This is a genomic window from Pedobacter nanyangensis, from assembly GCF_003313505.1.
Lineage (GTDB): Bacteria > Bacteroidota > Bacteroidia > Sphingobacteriales > Sphingobacteriaceae > Pedobacter > Pedobacter nanyangensis.
The window spans coordinates 409006-426660 of sequence record NZ_QMHO01000001.1 but is presented as its reverse complement, the minus strand read 5'-3'; the positions used below and the strand labels follow the sequence as shown (position 1 = coordinate 426660).

General features: G+C 43.7%; 12 protein-coding genes. 1 reads left to right on the top strand and 11 read right to left on the bottom strand.

The window, feature by feature from the left end; genetic code table 11:
- Window positions 1-11: 11 nt before the first annotated feature.
- The gene (locus DUT71_RS01990) at window positions 12-1385 is read left to right on the top strand and encodes a hypothetical protein (protein WP_113660835.1); all 1374 of its coding nucleotides are present in this window, start codon (window positions 12-14) and stop codon (window positions 1383-1385) included.
- A gap of 46 nt (window positions 1386-1431) precedes the next feature.
- On the opposite strand, the gene DUT71_RS01985 is transcribed toward DUT71_RS01990, so the two are convergent.
- The 11 genes from DUT71_RS01985 to DUT71_RS01935 are packed head-to-tail and all read right to left on the bottom strand — an operon-like array spanning window position 1432 to window position 17607.
- Window positions 1432-3441, bottom strand: coding sequence for a glycoside hydrolase family 97 protein (locus DUT71_RS01985; RefSeq protein ID WP_113660834.1), 2010 nt, complete (start codon window positions 3439-3441; stop codon window positions 1432-1434).
- On the bottom strand, window positions 3438-4610 hold the full coding sequence (locus DUT71_RS01980) for an AGE family epimerase/isomerase (RefSeq protein ID WP_113660833.1): 1173 nt from the start codon (window positions 4608-4610) through the stop codon (window positions 3438-3440). Before DUT71_RS01980 ends, DUT71_RS01985 begins: the two co-directional genes overlap by 4 nt.
- A gap of 1 nt (window position 4611) precedes the next feature.
- Entirely contained in the window at window positions 4612-5544 is a 933-nt protein-coding gene (locus DUT71_RS01975) for a DUF4434 domain-containing protein (protein WP_113661088.1), read from the bottom strand.
- A gap of 44 nt (window positions 5545-5588) precedes the next feature.
- Entirely contained in the window at window positions 5589-6380 is a 792-nt protein-coding gene (locus DUT71_RS01970) for a GDSL-type esterase/lipase family protein (protein ID WP_240186825.1), read from the bottom strand.
- Between the two features lie 2 nt (window positions 6381-6382).
- Window positions 6383-7060: a GDSL-type esterase/lipase family protein gene (locus tag DUT71_RS01965; RefSeq protein WP_113660832.1), complete on the bottom strand. Its 678-nt coding sequence runs from the start codon at window positions 7058-7060 to the stop codon at window positions 6383-6385.
- A 1-nt stretch (window position 7061) separates the two neighbouring features.
- Entirely contained in the window at window positions 7062-8366 is a 1305-nt protein-coding gene (locus tag DUT71_RS01960) for an MFS transporter (RefSeq protein WP_240186824.1), read from the bottom strand.
- A gap of 18 nt (window positions 8367-8384) precedes the next feature.
- On the bottom strand, window positions 8385-9770 hold the full coding sequence (locus DUT71_RS01955; RefSeq protein ID WP_113660831.1) for a DUF5009 domain-containing protein: 1386 nt from the start codon (window positions 9768-9770) through the stop codon (window positions 8385-8387).
- Between the two features lie 10 nt (window positions 9771-9780).
- Complete coding sequence (locus DUT71_RS01950; protein ID WP_113660830.1) at window positions 9781-10710, bottom strand: DUF5017 domain-containing protein; 930 nt, start codon at window positions 10708-10710, stop codon at window positions 9781-9783.
- Window positions 10711-10724: 14 nt separating this feature from the next.
- The gene (locus DUT71_RS01945) at window positions 10725-12530 is read right to left on the bottom strand and encodes a RagB/SusD family nutrient uptake outer membrane protein (protein WP_240186823.1); all 1806 of its coding nucleotides are present in this window, start codon (window positions 12528-12530) and stop codon (window positions 10725-10727) included.
- Window positions 12531-12537: 7 nt separating this feature from the next.
- A complete protein-coding gene (locus tag DUT71_RS01940; RefSeq protein ID WP_113660829.1) occupies window positions 12538-15717 on the bottom strand; it encodes a SusC/RagA family TonB-linked outer membrane protein in 3180 nt (1059 codons plus the stop codon).
- A gap of 9 nt (window positions 15718-15726) precedes the next feature.
- Complete coding sequence (locus tag DUT71_RS01935) at window positions 15727-17607, bottom strand: FAD-dependent oxidoreductase (RefSeq protein WP_113660828.1); 1881 nt, start codon at window positions 17605-17607, stop codon at window positions 15727-15729.
- Window positions 17608-17655 lie beyond the last annotated feature (48 nt).

Sequence of the window (17655 nt, the reverse complement as noted above, 5' to 3'; positions counted from 1 at the left end):
TTTTAAAGAAAATGAAAAATATCATATTTAGTATCTCGGCCTTGGTTTGGTCGGTACTACAAGCAAATGCACAGGTGGCCGTACCGCCTACGCCCCCAACTCCAGCCGCTCCTGCGGCCGAGTATAGCCAAAGCTCATCAACGTCTGTTTCCAGATCGTTAGTGGTTACCCGCCATAAAACGACAAAAGATGGGAAGGTCACCGAAACAACAGAAAGTTATAGCAACTACCAACAGGGCCAGTATGACGATCCGCAGAGGACCAAATCTTTTTCAAAGAGCTACAGCATTGGCCGTGGCGATAAGGTGAACGTTGCCAACATTTACGGGAACATTATTGTGAAAACCTGGGAAAAAAATGAAGTGAAGGTAGATGCCGATATCAGGGCTTTTGCAAACTCTGAAGATGAAGCACAGAAGCTAATTGACAACGTAACCATTAGCAGCTCCAAAAATGGAGATGAGGCCATGTTTAAAACCCAAATGGAAGACAGAAACGGCAACTGGGGAAATGGCAACAGAAACGGAAAGAGATGGCGCAGGGAGGTAAAAATTTTCATGACCGTTTATTTGCCCTCAAACGTTGCCCTTAGTGCTACGCAGCAATACGGCAACCTGGAAATCCCCGATTTTTCTGGGCCCACGGCACTTAAAGTACAATATGGAAAGCTAATTACCGGCGATTTGAGCAACGTGAACAATTTTATCTCGGCACAATATACCAGCGTTGATTTGAAAGATGTGAACAAGGCCACCATTAAGCAGCAATATGGCAGTGGCCTAACCATTGCTTCCATTGGCGATCTAAATCTTACTGCCCAATATGCGACCGTTCGCATTGGTGATATCAAGAGAAATGCCAGCATCAGACAGCAATATGGCAGCGGTTTGTCCATCGAATCGGTAGGCAACCTGGATCTGGATGCGCAGTATGCTTCGGTAAAAATTGGTACGGTAAGGGGCGAAGCGGGCATTAGGGTACAATACGGCAGTGGCCTATCCATTGAGCAGGTGGGCAACTTAAGCCTTACCTCCCAATATACCGCCGTGAGAGTAGGCAGGCTTACCGGAATTTTTACGGCCAAATCTCAATATGGCGGTAAATTGAATATCGAAAAAATAGAGGCCAGCAGCAAAACAATTAATGTTGATGCAGAGTATATAACCGTTACATTGGGCTTTGCCCCAAATTTTGGGGGTAACCTAAACGTTGATACACACTATGCATCCTTTAAATATGGCGAAAACGTAAATGCCAAAAGGGTAGGAGTTGATGAGGAAGAGCGAGGTTCCAGTTCAACCAAGGAGTACGCCGGAACCATTGGCAGGGGCGGCCCTTCTAATGTTAAGGCTACGGTAAGGTATAATTCAATTACCATCAGATAAAGGGGACAAACAAATGAAAAAGGGGCCATAGCCCCTTTTTTGTGTTTTAAGGTGCTTTTCTGGAGGAAATCCTGATGGCAAATCCACCGCCAGGCGCCATGTCTACTTTTAAAGTTCTGCGATCCGAAAGCTCCAGTGTTTTCCTTTTATAATCTCTGGCTACCCTATCGGCATTAATGCCATCAACAAAAAGCTCTGCATGCTTGGCATGTTGGTCTAAAAAAGACAGATCCAAATGGATACTTCTTTTGTTCCAGTTGTTTAATCCACCTATATACCAATCACCTCCCTTTTTTTTAGCAACCACGATATACTCCCCAATTTTACTGTCCAATGCAACGGTTTGGTCCCAATAGGAAGGGATTTTGGAGATGAAGGACATGCTTTCCTCCTCCTTTTCGTAGTTTACTGGATTATCGCATAGCATGGATAGGGGCGCATCGAAAACGATATACGATGCCAGCTGCCTGCATCTGGTGCCCTGGCTCATGGCTTCTTGGCTAATGGCCCTATAGTTGCTTTTAGAAGCATTTCTCATGGCTCCCTGTGTGTAGTCTACCGGGCCCGCAACCATTCTGATAAAAGGGAAAGTAACGTCATAAGTAACCTGATCAGTTTTGATATCTACCCATTTCATTTGTTCCATGCCGTGGATTCCTTCAAAATTAAGCACATTGGGATATGTTCTTTGTAGGCCAGTAGGCTTATACGCACCATGAAGGTTGAGGATGAGATGGTATTTTGCGGCGGTTTTAGCGGCTTTATAATAAAATTCGACCATAAGCTGGTCGTCCCTATCCATAAAATCTATTTTAAATCCCTTTACGCCGAGGGCCGAGTAGTGCCTGCAAACCTCTTCCATGTCTTTTTCAAAGGCATAGTATCCGGCCCATAAAATAATGCCTACATTTTTTTGCTTAGCGTAGTTGATCAGCTCGGGCAGGTTTACGGACGGAACCACTTGTTTAAGATCATATTTTAGGTTTACGGCCCAGCCTTCATCAATTACCACATAGGCCAAACCCGTTTTTGAAGCAAAATCGATATAATACTTGTAGGTTTCGGTATTAATTCCTGCCCTAAAATCTACCCCGTATAAGTTCCAGGCGTTCCACCAGTCCCAAGCGGCTTTTCCGGGTTTTATCCAAGAAATATCAGCTATTTTAGAAGGAGAGGCTAACTGATATACCATATCGTTTTCCAGAAGTTCGGCGTCTTTTTGGGCTACCGAAATGATTCGCCATGGGAAGTTTCTGGCCGAGGCTACTTTGGCGATATAGGGTTCTCGCTCTTTTACCAATAGTTGTAGTTTATTGTAGCCGCCATGCTCCAGCGTTTTAGGGTAGGGGGCAAAAACTGCGGATAGTTTGTTTTTGCCATTGCGGTTTCTTAGGTACATTCCGGGGTACGATTCTAGGTCTGCCTCCGTGATCAGCACTTTTTTGCTGGTTTGCGTCTCAACCAATAGGGGTAGAAAGGCCAATCGGTTGGTGTCCATGGCTGTTATTTTGCCATAAGTGTAGGTGTTTTCGAAAGAGTTGTTGAATTGCCTTTCTATGGTAAGCTCGGCCCCCCTCACTTTTACATATGGAACATAGGCATTGGCACTGTCTGGGAAGGTAAAATCAGCTGTTTCATGCTTAACCAAAAACGGATCCTTTAATGAACTGGAGAAATGATAGGCCATTCCTTGATTATAAGCCCTAAAGGTTACGCTATAATTTCCCTTAAAGTAAAGGCATATTTCATTGTAGATCCCAGTAATAAAGCCCTTCTTGTAAAAAGGGCTTTCTATTTTTTGTGTTCTGTTTGTAGAAACAATGCTTTTTGAAACGCTGGGATTAATCCCAAATGAGGGCTTGCCAACAATATCCATACCGATAATGGAAGGCTTTAGGATGGTGTCTTTTTCCTGAAGCACACAAATGCTAAGGCGGTTGTTGGTATTAATAATTGTTTGGAGCTTTCCATCTGGAGAAACCAGCGTGAAATGGCCCTTTTGTGCCCAGGCATTACTTCCAAAAAGAAAAATTATGAAAAAAACGGTTTGTTTCATATTGCCGGCACTGCTGCTTTTTCCAACGTATGATAAACTTGGTACAATGCCCTGGGGATATGGAAACAGCCTTTCCACTTGCCGCCCTTGGCTGCGATCGAAACTTCGCCCCTGCGGTTAAGATAACCATACCATTCACCACCGTTTTCGGTATCTCTAAAGTTTTTCCAGGTGTAGTTGTGCAGCTTTTCGAACCAAACCGCACATTTTTCGTTCTGGGTAATGGCATAGCCTTTGGCCATGGTTACCAGAGCCTCTACGTGTACCCACCAAAGTTTTTGGTCCCACTCTAGTTGTTGTACGGGATTTCCCTTGATATCCTTAAAGTACAAAATACCGTCGTATTGATCATCCCAGCCAAACTCTAAAGCGGTAAAAGCAATTTCGAGCGCTTTGTTGATCAGTTCGGTATCATTCTTTCTAACGGCTAAATCCATGATGAACCACATGGCCTCGATGATATGGCCTGGGTTAACTACCCTGCCTTCAAACGAATCGGAGAAGCTGCCGTCTTGATGCACATTTTCCAGGATCAAGCCAGATTGTGGCTGATAGAACACCGACATTACTTCGTGCAATACCTCGTCAATTAAACCATCGATGGTCGATTTATCCAACAAATGCGCTAACTCAAGCGAAAGATTGCAAAGAATCATCGGTAACGAGAAGTTTTTCAGATCTCTGGTACCTGGAAAGCCTTTGGTGTATTTTCCCTTTGGGTTATTTCTTCTTTCTAAAATACGGTTGAAGGTGCTTAGCGCAATGTCAGCATCCTCACTGCTGTGATTGATTTTGCACAAAGCCCCAAAGCCCAAAGCCGCAAAACAGTCGGAAAAAATATTGTAAGGCTGCACTAATGGCTTCCCTCTTTTGGTGAAGGAGAAATACCAATCGCCGTTTTCGTCCCTTCCGTGCTTTCTCATAAACGAGGCGCCCAGTTCAGAAATGTCTTTCCATTCTTGCTTAGCCTCAACCTTGTCAAAAAGCATCGCATAAGTCCAAATTTGGCGGCCCTGTAACCAGGCAAACTTATCGGTATCGTAAATATTTCCCCTGGCATCTAAGCAGGTAAAGTACCCTCCAGCATCTTTATCTAAAGAGTTTTTGCTCCAAAACGGGACAATTTCGTTTAGAAGCTCATTCTTGTATATCTCTATGTACTTGTTCATGTTATAAGTTCTTTGCGTATTCCTGATATCTGTTAAAAAGGTGATGTGCCTGTATATAGGCTGATTGTGGGCTCATGAAGTGGGAAAACTCGAAGGTGATGGCCTTGTCGTAGCCGGCCTTACGTGCTGCCTCCAGTTTTAGGCGCAGTTTCTCAAATTTGATGGGCAGAAATTTGATGGGCATATCGCGGTCGAAGCTTTCGGCGTTGGTCCAGCATTGTAGTCCAAACTGATCTGCCATTTTCTTGTTCACTTCAAAAAAGTCTTGCAGCTCGTGATAATCAACGTGGCCATCCTGGAAAGCAACCGCATCGATAGATCCTTTCAGCCCTGAGAATATTTCCGACCACTCGTCTTCGTGTTCTTTCAGGGATACCGCATTTTCCTTGGTTAAGGTTGCCTCGGCGGCCATTACCGCTTTCTTGCCATCAATCCATGGGGAGATAAAAGTAGGTAGGCCGTTGCTCACGCCTTTGCACTGTAGCCCCAAGGTATTAAAGGCCTCGGTAGCGCCTTTGGTACGGCGACTGATTTCCATGCTCAAATACCAGCCCCCAAAGCTTTTATAGTGGCCGTATTTGGCCCAAACTTCGTCAATCACATACCTATTGGCATCAATTTCGTGCTGTAGGTTTCCAGTGTCCCAATAGTGTCCGCTGTCGTATAAACCGAAATAAAATTTCATGCCGTTTTCCTCGGCCAACTGTAAATAGAGCTCAACCAAGTCTATTGGCGGCTCATAACAACCGAATTTATTTTGCAGGTAAACCGAAGGGAAGGTAATGAACCTTCTGTAGCCACTTCTAATGAGAATTACGGTGTCAATCCCCATTGCTTTCATGTGGGCAAAATCCTTGGCCCACTCTTCTCTTCCCCAGTTTTGGTGTGGGATATCGTGAGAAATCTCATCAATAAAAGTTCCCGTTATTCTCATTTTTTCTTCTTGATTATGTTGATGAAAGGTTAATTTTCCCAATCTTATAAGTACTTTTTATCTTTTAAAAATTTAACCCAGTTGATATAGGCTGCGGCTTTAAGGTGTACGCCATCCATGGTAAATTCTTTCTTTAATACACCATTTTCATCTTGAAATAAAGGACAGATATCGATGTAAGTAACACCTTCTTCCTCGGCTAATGCCTTTATTTTTTTATTCAGTTCAGGAACCAAAATGTTGCGGCCTTTGGTGTAGGTTTCCTTGGTCATTTCCTCGTTAATAGGCAGCGCACTTTCGATGTAAATCTTTGTTTTTGGCGATCGTTGTTTGATTTTTCTGATAATGCGACGGTAGTTGTTGACGCTCACCTCGTGGGGTAATTTCCTAAACTGGTCGTTAATCCCGTCCATTAAATAAATGGCTTTAGGTTTGGCGTTAACAATTTCATCCATTCTGGCTAAAATCCCAAAAGAGTTATCGCCGCCAATGCCCCTGTTGATGACTGGAGATTTGCTGTCGGCAAGTAACTCTTGCCATTCGGCCCTTTCGGTAATGCTGTTACCTAAAAAGATAATGGCATTTTTTGGAATAGGTGTTTTGGCAAAATATTCCATGCGCTGTTGGTAGTACCAGTTGGCATAGCTGCTGTCTATTTTAACGGTTTGTGCTTGGCTAGGGCTAAAAAATGCAGATACGATGAGGAGTAAACTTATATGGCTTGTCGTCATTGCGAGGCAGGAAGCAATCTTAAAGCCAGAAAAATTACCCATAGTTGTAGGCGTGCTTCGTGCCTCGCAATGACGAGTTGATTTTTTATTTTCTATTTTTTTCATTGTTAGATTACCTTTAATCTTTTTAGTTCGTTGGCCCATAACACGTAAGATGCTTGGCGTAAATGCAAGCCATCAATGCTCAGTTCTTTTTTAAGGCTTCCATTTTCATCGGCCAATGCCGGATGCAGGTTAATGTAGTTTACGCCCATTTCCTTACAAAGGGCCTCCAGTTTTTGGTTTAAATCGTTGATTTTACTGTTTTTTACCTGCGCATAAATGGCGGGCAACATGGCTTCGTTAACAGGTAAAACGCTTTGCATATAAAGCTTGGTTTTTGGCGATAGTGTTTTCACCATCACCATCATTCGCTTAAAGTTATTAAGGATCACTTCGTTTGGTGTGCCGCGTTTCATATCGTTAACCCCGCTTAACAAGAACACTTTTGCAGGCTTCGATTCAAGCACCTCATCTAAGCGGGCCAATATGCCATAGGTTACGTCGCCACTGATGCCCCGGTTAATGATATTCTTTTTTTGGAGGAGTTCCTGCCATTTTCCGCCTTCGGTAATGCTGTTGCCTACAAAAGCAATTTCGCCTTTGCGGTTGGGCATTTTTCTGAAAAAATCCAATCGTTGCGAGTAGTGGCTATTTAAATAACCACTATCTACCGCAACGGTTTCTTGCGCATTTACAAAATGGGCAGCAACGATTAAGCAAAAAGTATAAATCAATTTTTTCATGTTATGCTTTGGTCAGGTTTTCTTCTTTATCGGGTTGTGCTTCCAATTTCTTTAACGGAACAATCCATGTAGCGATAAAGGCGGGAATGGTGGCAATAAGCACCCAAACAAAAAAGTGTTTGTAGCCTAAATAATCGCTAATATAGCCGCTAATCATGCTGGCCAGGGTGTAGCCAAAGTAGGTAATGGCACTACCAAAGGCATAGTGCGCCATTTGATATTTGCCAGGGGCAATTTGTTGCATAATGAAAAGAATAATGCCTATAAATCCAAAACCGTAGCCGAAATGCTCGATCGCCACAGCACTTCCAATAATGAGCAGGTTAGAGGTTTGCGTAAAAGCCAGATAAGCATAGGTGATAAATGGCAGGTTAAAAAAAGCACAAAGCATTAATAATGTTTTGCGGGTTAGGCCTTTGTTTGATACGAAATATCCGGCGGCTAATGAGCCTAGCACAAAGGCGATAGTACCATAAATTCCTGTAAGCATCCCTAAAGTGGCTTCGCTCAGTTCCAGGCCGCCCACAGCTTTGGTAGCCTTAAAAAACAGGGGCATTATTTTAATGGCCTGACCTTCTGCAAAGCGATACAAAACGATGAATAAAATGCCAAGCCAAATATGTTTTTTCCTGAAAAAGCTGGCAATTACATCGGTTAAAGTTTGCCAAACCTGTGCCGTGGTTTGCACCTGTACCTGTGCTTGAGTTTGGGGCAAAAACTTTTTGTTGTACAAACCAAGTAAAAACATAACTGCGGCATACACTAGCAGAATAATGGCCCAAGCTTTGGTGTTGCCGTAAAGCGGGATAAGTACACCCACCAAAAAGACCATTCCCCCGTTGGAGAACAGCTTTGCGAAGTTGTAGAAAGTGCCTTGCCAGCCTACATATTGGGCTTGTTGTTTGTGGTTTAATGATTGTAGGTATAGGCCATCAGCGGCGATGTCTTGGGTGGCCCCCAGAAAAGCGATTAACAAAAAGACCACCACCGAAGCGGCGAAGAAATTGCTCAGGAACAATAAGCCTGCAGCAATGGCAAATAGGATGCCGCAGAGGATTTGGGCACCATAAATGTAAAACTTTTTGGTTTTGTATAGTTCCATAAATGGCCCCCACAGCGGCTTAAAGCTCCAGGGTAAAATAATGATGCCCGTGTACACCGTAATTTGGGTATCGGAAAACCCCATGTTTTTGTACAATAGTGAAAGCAAGGTTCCTCCCAATACCAGGTTGGGCAGGCCCATGGCAAACCATGTACTGGGTATCCATGAAATGGGATTGGTATTTTTATTTTTTGTTCGATCCACGGTGTGTTTGTAGTTTGTTTAGGTTTTCCAGAAAAATTTAATACGGGTAAAAAGAACGGTAATTAGCGCCACAATTCCGGTGAAAACGATTCCTCTTGCGGTGCCTATGATGGCACTGGTATTCATGGCGTCTAAATAGGTAGAGAGCATGGTTAATTTAAATAATGGGATTAGCAGCAAATTGCCTGCGGTGTAGGCAATCATGGGGTTTTTACCATTGTTGGCCAAAAAGTTGGTAACGGCTTTTAAATAACCCAGTTTTTCAATCAGGCTAAAAGCCAATAAGGTAAGGAATGATAAACCCGAGCAAACAAAATAGTAACTGTAGGTGGAAAAGTCTTTTTTGATCCCGCCTTCATAAGCCTCGAAAAATAAGCCCAACAATAAAAGATATACGCCAGCCCAGATCATGTGGTTAATTAAGGGGCTTTGCGTTACCTTTTTTGCCAACAACAACAGGCAGGCACAGGCAAGGAGGTTGAGCAATAAATTCAACTCCAACGATCTTGCAAACAATCCCCATAAATTTACAAAAACCAAAATACAGGCAATTACCGCAATAAGGAGCAGTGTTTTTTTAGAGGCAGTTTCTGTTTTTTCGTTTTTGGATTCTTTGATGAACCACTCTCCGGCAAACGTGCCAGGGATAATGATAAACAAATATTTGAGGTAGTAAAATTTGTAAAGCCAATTGGCGGGAGTCCAATTAAAAACCAACTGGTTAATGCTGGCTTCTTCTTTTGAGGCTAAAAATACCGCCATTACAAATGGAAGAATGGCTATGCGCCAGAGAGGGCGGTTACGCGTGGTGTACCAAATCAATCCGCCAAAAAAGGCCATGTTGGCCAGTACAATGATAATGATATCGCTCTTAGCCAAGCTAAAATCGCCGTAGGCAAAAGTGTAAAACGCTAAAAATGAAACGGCCAAAAGGATGCCCGTTACCTTTAAGCCCAGGGCAAGCTTGCTCTTTACAAAAGCCGACCAATTTCCGTAGATAAGAAATAGGCATGCAAATGCAGCAATGGAAAGGAGTTGGGTAATATTGCTTGGATTTTTCTCCATGACCCAAGCCCGTGCGTGAAAAGTGAAAATGGCGAAAAAGGCCAATAGCACCATTCTGCTAAAAAGTTGGGCAAATATTTTATGGAAAGGAAGTTCCTCCGCTTTTTTGTGTAGCGCTAAAGGAATAGCGGCTCCCATTGAAAACAGGAAAAAAGGGAACACCAAATCAACCCAGGTAATGCCGGGCAGGTTTGGGTTGAATGTGTGTGTAGGTGGTGGGGTTTGCGCATGGAACATCCACGCAGGCATTATTTCACCAAAAGCAATGCTGCTAGAGAGCACCATACAAAGTATGGCAAGCCCTCTAAAAGCATCGAGACTGTTTAAGCGTTTGTTCATTAACGAATAGCTAAGGCAATACTTTAATTTCTATTTCTTTAACCACTTCTTTTTGTCCGGTATAATTTACGTTTGAACCAACAAAGGTAACCTTGTATGTGCCAGGAGTGTTAAAAGCATATTTGTAACTTTCCCTGCGCTGGCTGTACTCTTTAATAGGAACCCCCTTGTCTGGCGAAATGCCGTCTGCAAGAAGCGCTTTGGTTACGTACCAACCTTCGGAGGCCAAAAGGCTCGAAGATGGGTCATAGTAAAACATGTTGCTGATATAGACCCATTTGCTGGTGCCATTGGTTTTAACGGCATCTTCAACATTGATGGGCTGCCACCCTCCGGTAGCACGTGTGGCAATGGCAGACACCGTGCCGTCGGGAAATGTGTTGTTGAGGTTAAATTCATAAATTCTCCAACCTCTTTGTGTAGTGGTGGTACCGCTTGTGGTTGCCTGTCCTTGATATTTAAAGGCAAAGAACAAGGGCTTTCCGCTTACAAAAAGATCTGACACATCAACTTTGTTGGAAACGGTTATTGGACCAAGCACTCCTGAAGGAGAAACGGAAAGCGTAAACTTGTCGGTAATATCCGTCCATTTGGCTGCTTTTAAAGCTTCGGGCGTATAGTTGCCGTCAAAATTAGCGGAGGCTAATAGCCTAAGGTTGTTGCTTTGGCTGCCATAGGTTACTTGCGTGCTAATGGTTAGCTCTTTTTTGCCTCCCGGTAATGTTGTTCTTTCCTTGTATTTGTATTCTCTGTTTTTTTCTCCGGAGTAGAATGTAATAACGTCTGGGCTTCCGGAAAAGGAGAAAGTGATCGAGTCGTTTATCTTCACCTCTTTTTTATCTACGATAACCTCAAAATCCGGGGCTACAACGTCGTCTTTGTTGCATGCTGAGCAAAGCAATATCAAGATGAATGCCCATAAATAAGTTAAATTTTTCATGATCTAATATTTTATTACCAACCTTTATTTTGAATGATTGCTTTGTTAAGCATAATTTCTCTAGAAGGAATAGGAACCAAGACATCTCTGCTGGTTACGTTAGCGGCACCGGTGGCGGCAAATTTATACGTGGACGGTGCTCCTAGCCTGATTTCGGTGGCTAAATTTTCCATGGTGCTAAGGTATTCACCCCACCTTACGAGATCAAATTTTCGAAGGCCCTCATAGCCCAGTTCTCTATTGCGCTCTGCTCTTATCAATTCTTTAAAAACTGGTTTGCTGATACTTCTGTCAATATTGGCATCGGTTAATTCGGTTAATACGGCTGTGGCAGCAGCTCCCGTTCCTGCGCCTCCGCTAAAGGTTATGGTAGGTACCGTGGTAAACTTGGCTCCGCGGGATATGATATTAATGGCGTTGACGCTGCCATTGCTGATGGTTGCAACAGCGGTTGCCCCGGTGCCGCCGCCACCAGAAATGTTAACCGTTGGAGCTGCGGTGTAACCAGAACCTCCGGCGCTGATGTTTATCGTTTTGATGATACGACCTTTTAAATCTATGGCGTAACCTCGCTTGCGAACCATCTCTACATAATCAATGGCTTCCTGGGTTGGGCCGTTCACTTCATTGTCGGCTTCGGCAAACATCAAAAGAACATCGGCATACCTTAAAATAGGGAAGTTTATGGGCGTAGTGCCCAGGTTTTTAGGCTGAGCCGTTTCATACTCTCTTCTCCATTTTGCAGAAAACCTGTTGTAGATTTGTGTTGGGCTAAAATATACTCTTGAATTGGCTACGCCATTTACCGTACCATAGCTATATGGGCCAATATTCCAGTCTCTTCTCGAATCGGTAGGTTCAAAAGAATCAAAGTATTTTTGAGTGACACGCGGAACGCCATAGCTATAGCCAAAGGTGCGGTCTGAATTCGCAATCCCGTTGATAGAGCCCACGGATCCCTCTTCTTCCTGGCCGCCGGTAGATATTTTGTTGAACTCTACTTCCCACATGCTTTCGCGATACTGGGTATCGTATTCGTCTCGGCACATCTTGATGAAGACATTCTCATAATCGGGATTTAGCTTATGCTTTCCGTCATCAATAACCATTTTAGCCCATTTTCTTGCTTCGGCATAACGTTCGGTTTTGTTTAAGGGAGCACCAGCCATTTTTAGGTTTACCCGGGCTAAAATTCCCCAAACAACGGTTTTGGTGATCCTGCTGTTGTAGCTGTATGCAGTGCTGATATCTACCAGATCGGCAGCTTTTTCCATTTCGGTGACAACAAAATCGTAAACTTGTGCCGATGGGGTGTTTTTGAAATTAACTTCCTTTGCGCTGGTTACAGAAGTGGTTCTTAAGGGAACATCGCCCCAATAGTTGCACAATAGGAAATAATAGTAGGCCCGTAAAAACATCGCTTCGCCTTTGGCAATGTTTTTCTTTCGTGTGTCTATCTCGGCCCGGTCTACGTTTTCAAGAAAGATGTTTGCTCTTTTTACACCGTCGTATAATAATTCCCAAGTAGTATTTACGGTTGCTTCCGATGTGGTGTAGTTGTTTACGGTCATTCCGGTAATGACAGTGCTCCTCGAATCAAACCACTGGTCGTTTAAATCAAATTCAACATAAAATGATCGTCCGTATGTGCCCGTTTTACCAAGAACGTCGTAAACGCCAGCTAATGCGGTATTGATATCGGTTTCGGTTTTAAAGTAGTTTCCAGGCGAAACAAAATCGGTTGGCTCTGTTTCCAAAAATTTCTTACAAGAAGAAAATAATAAGCCCAAAGACAATAATATATATAATTTCTTCATCATTACTTTTTTAAAAATTGACATTTAATCCTAGGGTTGCCACAAAAGATCTCGGATAGGCTGAATAATCGAATCCAGGCGTTAGGGCCGTTCTTCTAACCGAAACCTCTGGATCATATCCAGAATATTTGGACCAGGTAAGAATATTCTGAGCCGAAGTATATACCCGGGCGTTCTTTATTTTCAACTTGTTAAGAAGTGATTTTGGAATGGAATACGACAGCTGTACCGTTTTTAAACGTAAAAAGGACCCATCTTCTACTACTCGGGTAGAGTATGCGCTGGTTAAGGTACCCCTTATGCCTGGGATATTCGAAGTGGGGTTTTCTGGCGACCAACGGTTTGCATACGACGCAAACTGATTGACATTGAACCTGGAACCCGTTTCAAGCATTAACCGGTTGGCGTTGTAAATATCATTGCCATACGACCACTGCAGGAAAATATTGAGGTCGAAATTTTTATAGCTAAAATTGTTTGAAAAGCCGCCGGTGTGTACAGGAATAGGGTTTCCGATAACCACTCGGTCATTTTGGTCTACAACCAAATCTCCATTAACGTCTCTGTATTTGATATCGCCGGGCTTAATGTTTTCTCTTACGGTGCCGTTGGCGGTAATGTTGTCTTTTAGTTTATAGCTATTTGGCCCAAGCTTTATAAAGTCGTCATAATTGTAAACACCGTCCCATATATATCCATAAAACTGGGCCACCGGCTTGTTTACTTTGGCAATGTAGCCAGGAATGAGTGCCCAGTCGTCGCCCCAGTATTGCGTGGATAGCATAGAAAGTTCATTTTGCGCTAACTCCAGAACCTTGTTTCGGTTAAAGGCGATATTGAAGCTGCTATTCCATTTAAAATTGCCCTTGTTGAGCGGGGCGAAATTCAAGGTAAACTCCAAGCCTTGGTTGCGTACCCTGCCTACATTCATGAACTGTTTGGTATAGCCCGTACTTGCGGGCAAATTGGCATTTAACAAAAGGTCGTTGGTGGTTTTTCTGTAAGCATCTACCTCAAGTGTTAGCCGATCTTTGAAGAAACCTAAATTAAGGCCCAGGTCTATTTGCTGGGTAGTTTCCCATTTTAAATCGGAATTTCCGATACTTGAAGCATAGCTGCCGTTGATCAGCTGATTGCCAAAGGAATAACCGGCAGAAAGTGGTAGCACAAAACTTGGGAACGCCGAGAAGTTTCCAACTCCGTTATTTCCGGTGTAGCCAAAGCTTGTTCTTAATTTAGCCGAAGAAATAGCCCTGATTGGCTTCATGAACGGCTCTTCGCTGATTTTCCAGGCAAAGGCGGCCGAAGGGAAATACCCCCATTTGTTGTTGATGAACCTGGAAGAACCGTCAGCCCTGAAAGATGCCGTAAATAGGTATTTAGACTTATAATCGTAATTGATCCTGGTTAAAAACGACGCCAGCGTATAGTGTGACGTGCTAGAGGTGATCGATAGCGGAACCCCTTCATCTAAGCCACTTAGGCCCAAGCCCTCGTTGGGCATTAGTTTGGCGTAGGCTCCAAAAACCGATGAGGTGCCTTTTTGCGAGGTGAAACCGCCAACAACGTTGAATAAATGATCTTTGCCGATCTTTTTACGGTAACTGAGGGTGTTTTCGTTTAACCAGGTAGTAGAATTAAAGATGTTAATGCCGCCGTTGACCTTATTGTTGGTTTGTGGATTTCCCGAACGCGTAAGTGAATTGTTAAAAGTATCGTACTGGGTGGTACCCTTAGTGATGCCGCCAGAAATCCTAAGTTTTAGGTCTTTGATGATTTCGTACTCAACAAAAGCGTTCGCGATAAGGCTTTCGCCTCTATTTTCCCTCAATTCGTTTTTAGTGGTTAAAATTGGATTATACCTGAACTCAAATGCGCCCCCATCTAACTCTGGGTCTGTTGGTACTTCTATTAAATCAACCGTAGAATTTAGACGGGTAATGGGCCGGTATGACCACACGCTATAAAGCAAGTTAAGCTGGTTCTGGTAGGTTGACTGAGAAGGAGGTGTTCCAAAGTTTTTGGTACTAGAATAGTTTACATTCATGCCAAATTTTGCCTTATTGGAAATCTCCTGATCAAGCGTTACCCTTCCCTGAAGACGGTTAAAGCCTGAGTTGATGATCACGCCATCTTGGTCGAAATACGAAAGGGAGCCACTGTACTTGGTTTTTTGGGTACCGCCAGACATGCTCAGGTAATGGTTTTGCATTCCCGCCGTGCGCATAATCTGGTCCTCCCAGTTGATGCCTTTTACGCCCTTATAATAATCTAGCGGTATTATTGTGGTTTCGGTACCATTAACCTTGGTAAGGTAAATACTTTCGGTTGTTGCCGGATCAAGTTCTTGTTGTAGTTTAACAAATTCGTACGGGCTCAGTAACTCCATGCGTTTGTTGGTGTTCTGTAGCCCGAAATAGGTGTTGTAGGTAATGGTAGGGTTTCCAATCTTTCCCCTTTTGGTTGTAACAACCACCACACCGTTAGCCGCACGTGCGCCATATATGGCCGTAGCGGAGGCATCTTTTAAAACATCGATGGACTCGATGTCGTTAATATCGATAGCGCTTAAAGGGTTTGCCGCATTAAGCCCAGTGTTGTTAAGGTCTTCCATTGGAAAGCCGTCGATAACATATAACGGATAGTTGCTTTGCGTGATGGAGTTGCCGCCCCTGATTACAATATCTACTGAAGCTCCGGGGCCACCTTCCGACGAGGAAACCTGTACCCCGGCAACCCTGCCGGCCAGTGCTTCTTCCAAAGATCTTACCGGGGCCTTTTGCATGTCTGCAACACTTACGCTGCCCACTGATCCGGTCAAGTCTTTTCTGGCTACTGTTCCGTATCCCACAACAACCACGCTGTTTAGCGTAGATACGCTAGATTTAAGGCTTACTTTAATGTCGCCGCCGATAGCCGTAGCCTCTTTGGTTTCGTAGCCCAAATAGCTGAACACCAAGGTGGTTGAACCGGCTGGCAAGGTAATCTGGAATTTGCCGTCCTGGTTGGTGGTGGTGCTTATTTTGGTGCCTTTTACCAAAACACTTACCCCGGTAAGAATTTCTCCCTGATCGTCATTTACCGTTCCGCTCACCTTTGTTTGGGCCATTACGGACGTGGCAAATGTGAATAGCAATATCGCTAAAAGGCTGAGAAATCCTTCTTTTCTTACTGAAAATCGTTTCTTCATGGTTAATTATTAATTTGTTAGGTTGTTAGTTGCATTTTTTGTTTTGCCAGAGAAATCGATTTCCACTTTAAAAGGGTTTAGAAAGTGATCCAGCACATGGGCTACCATTCTCCTGGTCAGGGCGCTCTCGGCAGTTAGGCCGCCAAAGTTTTGCTCTTTTAAGTAGGATAGAATCTGCTCTGTTTTTACTTCTTTTTTGCCGAGGGCTTTCACCGCCTTGGCCAAATAATTGGCCGTGCTTAGGTTTCCCGAAGGGTGTATCTCCTCAAAAGGAGGATAAAAAGCTTTTAGACCGTTAACCAAATCCCACTCACTTAGGGGAAGCTCGGGGTAAAACCAGGTTTGGTTGGCCCATTTATAGGAAAGTCCTGTGCCCTTTAAAATACCCGTAGCACCTATTTTTTGAATCACTTTAAAAGATGGATCATGGGGCTTAACATCAATAAAAGGCATTAAATAAGCATTGCTTTCCAATAATGCACTTTGAACGGCTCTAATGTTGATGTTGGCCGGGTCGGTATTGTTCAGTACGGCGGTTGCAGCTAAAGCTCCTGCCGCCTGGCCAATGCCCAAAACCACCGGTTGTAGACGGCTGGCTCCAGCCACAATATTGCTTACGCTGATGCTTTTTTCCGCAACGATTAAGCCAGCCCCAGCTTTAGGAACCAAAGCACCAAGGGGGATGTTGTAAGAAGGGACTTTAATTTTCACAAAATCGATTTGTGGAGCATCCGGATTTTTTAAATGGTGATGGTCGATGGTATAATCGCCTACAGCAATCCCTGTTCTATACAATGCTGTTTGCTGGGTATATGGCGAAGTCACGTCGTTTAAGGTCAGAGTTACTTGGCCATCTAAACGGCGAGACTCCCTGTGGTAGGGAATCATCGGCAGCTTATCGGCCGTTGGAAATTCATCATCGGCAATACCCAAATTTTTAAAACCTAATTTAGTTTGCAGATGATAGATGAAGCGCAAACTGTGGAGTTTGGCTTTTTTCAAAGCCTCTTTGCGCTCAGCATCATTCATTTCGATAATGTTCAGGTAAATGTCGTTGCCACATTTTGGCCAGTTGATCATGTATTTGCCATTGGGCAATTTGCCGTAGGTAATCATTTGGCTGCAATCAATTTTTGGGGTGTTGTCATGTGAAGCAGGATCTTGAACATCACAGCAGCAATCAAATTCCTTTGGGTCGTAGCCTTCTGGTTTTCTGATGGTTTTATTGGCGTTAGGGCCAAAATCTTTCAAAACCACCACATAGGTTAGGTCTTGTATGATATTGTTGGCTTTTTCCGGAGCAAAGCTTTCTCCGGTATCATGGCGGCTGTCCATCCCCACACGATAAGGCACTTTTAGCTTGGCCATTACATCTCCCAGCTCTGTGGCGTCTATCACAATTTTAGCCTCAACAATTTGCTTTTTGCCCCTATTGCTAACCTCTGCCAGCCAAACCTGGCCGTTTTTGGAGATATTGTTCAAACGACTTTTGTACCAAATGCTCAGATTTTCATGCTGAGCCATTTTTTTTAGGGTGATGTTGCCAAAAGAAGGTTCGAAAAGGGTATTGCTCACCCATCCGGTTTCTACTGCTTTTGGGCCGCCGTAGTAATCATATAGGTGCTGCCTAAACTCGCCCCATAAGCCCGACGGCATGTTGTGATTGCCATCAATTGCCGAAACTCCCGCCGAAGTAAGCATACCTCCCAGCCATTCGGTTTCCTCCACCACCAATACTTTCACCCCCATGCGGGCCGATTGGATGGCCGCCGTTGTTCCACTGGCACCGCCCCCAATAATCAGTACGTCTGTTTTGTAGTTTACTTGTGCTAAAGCTTGTAAGCTTAGCAAGAGACTGAAAAAGAATAATTTGGTAAATTTTATATTCATATTTGGTTGTTTGCTTTTAAGAAAAGAGCGCTGTGAACAATGGACTTG

Bases quoted from the DNA above. Each gene is read 5' to 3' on its own strand.
- DUT71_RS01990 (WP_113660835.1), top strand. From the start codon at position 12: ATGAAAAATATCATATTTAGTATCTCGGCCTTGGTTTGGTCGGTACTA.
- DUT71_RS01985 (WP_113660834.1), bottom strand. From the start codon at position 3,441: ATGAAACAAACCGTTTTTTTCATAATTTTTCTTTTTGGAAGTAATGCC.
- DUT71_RS01980 (WP_113660833.1), bottom strand. From the start codon at position 4,610: ATGAACAAGTACATAGAGATATACAAGAATGAGCTTCTAAACGAAATT.
- DUT71_RS01975 (WP_113661088.1), bottom strand. From the start codon at position 5,544: ATGAGAATAACGGGAACTTTTATTGATGAGATTTCTCACGATATCCCA.
- DUT71_RS01970 (WP_240186825.1), bottom strand. From the start codon at position 6,380: ATGAAAAAAATAGAAAATAAAAAATCAACTCGTCATTGCGAGGCACGA.
- DUT71_RS01965 (WP_113660832.1), bottom strand. From the start codon at position 7,060: ATGAAAAAATTGATTTATACTTTTTGCTTAATCGTTGCTGCCCATTTT.
- DUT71_RS01955 (WP_113660831.1), bottom strand. From the start codon at position 9,770: ATGAACAAACGCTTAAACAGTCTCGATGCTTTTAGAGGGCTTGCCATA.
- DUT71_RS01950 (WP_113660830.1), bottom strand. From the start codon at position 10,710: ATGAAAAATTTAACTTATTTATGGGCATTCATCTTGATATTGCTTTGC.
- DUT71_RS01945 (WP_240186823.1), bottom strand. From the start codon at position 12,530: ATGATGAAGAAATTATATATATTATTGTCTTTGGGCTTATTATTTTCT.
- DUT71_RS01940 (WP_113660829.1), bottom strand. From the start codon at position 15,717: ATGAAGAAACGATTTTCAGTAAGAAAAGAAGGATTTCTCAGCCTTTTA.
- DUT71_RS01935 (WP_113660828.1), bottom strand. From the start codon at position 17,607: ATGAATATAAAATTTACCAAATTATTCTTTTTCAGTCTCTTGCTAAGC.